Below are 3,145 nucleotides of genomic sequence, written 5' to 3' on the forward strand. Positions count from 1 at the left end.
CTGAAAATCCCCTTGAGCATCAGGAATGTGCAGATGGTCTGGTCGGTGTAGAGCTGGCTGCGTCCCCGTCGTCCATGATGGTCGTGGTGAAACCAATTGCGCATGGCCTCGACATCAACCCAGAAGATGAGTGAACCTCGGTTAATCAAAGACTTGTTGTATTGAGGCCAGTTGGTGATGGGGTGAAGCGATGTGCCCATGATGCAGACTTGAAGAGGATGGTGGTGATCAGATCACCAAGTCCTCAGTTAGTTCCATTCAAGCTGTATCGATTTGGGAAACAACGCCGTCACAACTATAAAGCGATGCGTTCCTGCGACAAGTGATGGAGTATATTCCTACTTTGCTGATCGCATTAATCTTGCTGCTACTGTGGTAGACGATATTAACAAAGAGATCAGCAATGCTCTTGCCTTACTGCCCACCTCGTTAAACAACATGAAGTCAGTTCAACAACTTCAACAAAAAATTGGAGAAATTGACGAAGCCCAACACACGGGCAAAATATCTACTGACCAGGCCAACGCCGCACGGACACAGTTGCAAGGCAATTTGAGTAACGTAGTATCATCCACTCTCGCGGACTTTAAAAATGCTGCGACTGAGCTTTCTGAGCCTGCCACGCGCCTATCAACATTTGGAAAAGAAACCTCGGTGCGACTTAAAGATGCCACAGCCACCGAGACAGCAAACCATGAACGCCTAAAACAGGATGTTGATCGTGAGTCCTCTCGTCTCAAAACTCTCAAAGATCGCTACGCTACATTAGCTGCAGCTGTTGATGAAGCTCGAGGTGGGCCTACTGAAAACCTTGTTGGACTCTTGCCAGATGAAATGGAGCTGTCGAACCTTCTTGATACTGACCCGAAGGATGCCGCTGCTCCGGAGGATGTCGCAGTTCCGGAGGTTGGAGCTGCGAAGAAGTCAATCGAGCTATCAGTAAAGCAAATTAACAAAATATTGGCAGTTATTGACAAAACCATTAAGTTTAATCAACTCACCCAAATTCGCGATGAAGTCTTTAAGGCGGTAACGAAGCAGACCTGTGTGGTAGAGGCCTTTCAAGAAAGTCTGCGGACAGTGAACACGGCTCTGGCACAGCCAGACACTATTGGAATGGCGGGAACGTCCATGGCCGCGCTTGCGACGGAAACCACTAAGTTGTCCACAGAATTATTTAGTTTTGAGACAACGCTTCGGGATCTGAACAATCAGGCTGTCACGGTGGATTCCTTGATGGAGCTCATTAACGACATAGAGTTTTATCTGAAACAAGCTCGCGATGCTCGTAACAAAGTAATCCTCACTTAAATTGAAAACATCTAATTGTATCAGTGAGTTTTCAATGAAGATAATATAAGGGAGGCATCAGCCTACCTTTGCTTACTCTCCGCTTACTTCACTACCATCAAACTTATTTGGTTGCCGGCGCAACTTTAACTGCTGGAGCCTTGGCATGATGCTTGGTTTGATGATGCTGCTTTTTGACTACCTTGGTTTGGACCGCTTGCGGTGACACAGCCTTGGCCGGGGTAGCCGCCATGGTGAAACCAGAGGTCAGGGCGAAAACTGCTGCTACTGCCAGGGGGATGATCTTTTTCATGGTCTCAATCCTTATTGGGTGATGGAGCCGTTCTCCATGACTTCATCCTACGACTGGGCTCCGCAAAATTCCGTGTGTAGTTGGTGACGGTTTGTATCCGAATGTACGTCCCCAAAACAATTATTAATTTAGACTTCGAATATCCAGTAGTCAAAAATCAAAATTTGATCTAGATTCACATTAGTGTTTTTTTAAATCTGGAAATGAAAACTGATTCAGAACAAAGCTGGTTTTTATTCATAGCAAAAAACAAATCTCGACTCACAAAACCAGACATAGCTACCAATATCATATTGACCCTGCTCCCTCACATTTTTAAATTCAGGGCGCTGAAAACAATAATAACGGTAACCTCTGATGGGAGTTATATATGAGTAAGTTAGTAATTCCAGCTATTTTATTGGCCAGTTCAACTCTGGCTTACGCAGACTCAGACACAATGATAAACGGCCTGGATTTTGGCCCCCTCGCCCAGTTGGCAGGAACATGGAAAAGCACTGATACAGGTGGTGTAGATGTTGCGCCAGGGCAGGAAGGGAGCAAAGTAGGCAAAGGTGGCCCAGCTGTAGAGCCATTTTATGAAACGATTACCTTCGAACCTGCTGCAGATGCGAAGAATGCCAGTGAGCAGTACCTTGTAGCGATGTACTACAAGCAGGAGGTATTCAGAAAAAGGGATAATGGAAAATTCCACGACCAACGTGGCTACCTTATCTATGACAAGAAAAATCAAGTTGTCTATAACTCATACTGCATTCCTCGTGCAGTTTGTGTTGTGACCGAAGGCAAAGCTGGCAACAAGATTGACTTCAAAACAGGGAAGCGTGGCATTGCTGAAAGCACCTATATGACAGCCAATGACACGACGACAGACTTTACATTAACGCTCGACTTCTCAGAAAAAGACAAACTCAAGTACAACCAAACCACTAGCTTGCAGGTCTATGGCAAGCCTTTCGCCCACTCTGATAGTGGTTCACTCACCAGAGTAAAATAGTAAGACTGGCCAAGGTGAGCAGCACCTTGGTCTTTTTACTCTGTAGTGGTCTAATCATCCCGGACACCATTTTAGGTGGTACAGTCGCCACCATGACCTGAGGTGTTCAATGACAAGATTACGTCGCTCATTTACTGCCCAATTCAAACTCGAAGCCGCATCCCTGGGGCTCGACCAGGGATATTCTGTCCCCGAAGCAAGCCGTTCACTGGATGTCGGTGAAACCGTACTGCGCCGCTGGGTTCAGCAATTGCAATCCGAACGCTGTGGTACAACCCCAACGAGTAAAGCGCTGACACCAGAACAGCAGAAAATTCAGGAGCAGGAAGCCCGTATCAACCGGCTCGAACGTGAGAAGGACATTCTAAAAAAGGCTACTGCTCTCTTGATGGCGGACGAGTTCACACGTACGCGCTGATAGACTAATTAAGAGAGCAAGCCCCCATCACCCTGGTCTGCTGCGCTTTCGATGTTCCAACATCATCCTGTTTTTACGATTATCTGGCTCGCAGGCGGACGATTAACCGTGAACGTATGCAACATCG

The 3,145-nt window shown here is 46.7% G+C and carries 4 protein-coding genes and 1 pseudogene; 3 read left to right on the forward strand and 2 right to left on the reverse strand.

All coding sequences use genetic code 11. The features are described from left to right. A partial coding sequence (locus AB5Y85_RS15265; RefSeq protein ID WP_368221713.1) for a transposase occupies positions 1-200 on the reverse strand: 200 nt, incomplete at its 3' end. Between the two features lie 73 nt (positions 201-273). Between AB5Y85_RS15265 and AB5Y85_RS15270 the strand changes: the two genes are divergently transcribed. Continuing rightward, the gene (locus AB5Y85_RS15270) at positions 274-1,311 is read left to right on the forward strand and encodes a hypothetical protein (RefSeq protein WP_257688160.1); all 1,038 of its coding nucleotides are present in this window, start codon (positions 274-276) and stop codon (positions 1,309-1,311) included. Between the two features lie 103 nt (positions 1,312-1,414). On the opposite strand, the gene AB5Y85_RS15275 is transcribed toward AB5Y85_RS15270, so the two are convergent. Then, positions 1,415-1,603 carry a hypothetical protein gene (locus tag AB5Y85_RS15275; protein WP_101531743.1) on the reverse strand — a complete coding sequence of 63 codons (189 nt, stop codon included), beginning with the start codon at positions 1,601-1,603 and terminating at the stop codon, positions 1,415-1,417. Between the two features lie 370 nt (positions 1,604-1,973). Here AB5Y85_RS15275 and AB5Y85_RS15280 point away from each other — a divergent pair, with 370 nt between their 5' ends. Together AB5Y85_RS15280 and AB5Y85_RS15285 are read left to right on the forward strand one after the other, a co-directional pair. Next, on the forward strand, positions 1,974-2,600 hold the full coding sequence (locus AB5Y85_RS15280; RefSeq protein WP_047439639.1) for a heme-binding beta-barrel domain-containing protein: 627 nt from the start codon (positions 1,974-1,976) through the stop codon (positions 2,598-2,600). A 109-nt stretch (positions 2,601-2,709) separates the two neighbouring features. Continuing rightward, positions 2,710-3,145: pseudogene (locus AB5Y85_RS15285) on the forward strand (transposase); the annotation flags it as partial.

Origin of the sequence: Aeromonas sp. R3-1, assembly GCF_040908345.1 — a bacterium.
Taxonomy (GTDB): domain Bacteria; phylum Pseudomonadota; class Gammaproteobacteria; order Enterobacterales; family Aeromonadaceae; genus Aeromonas; species Aeromonas veronii.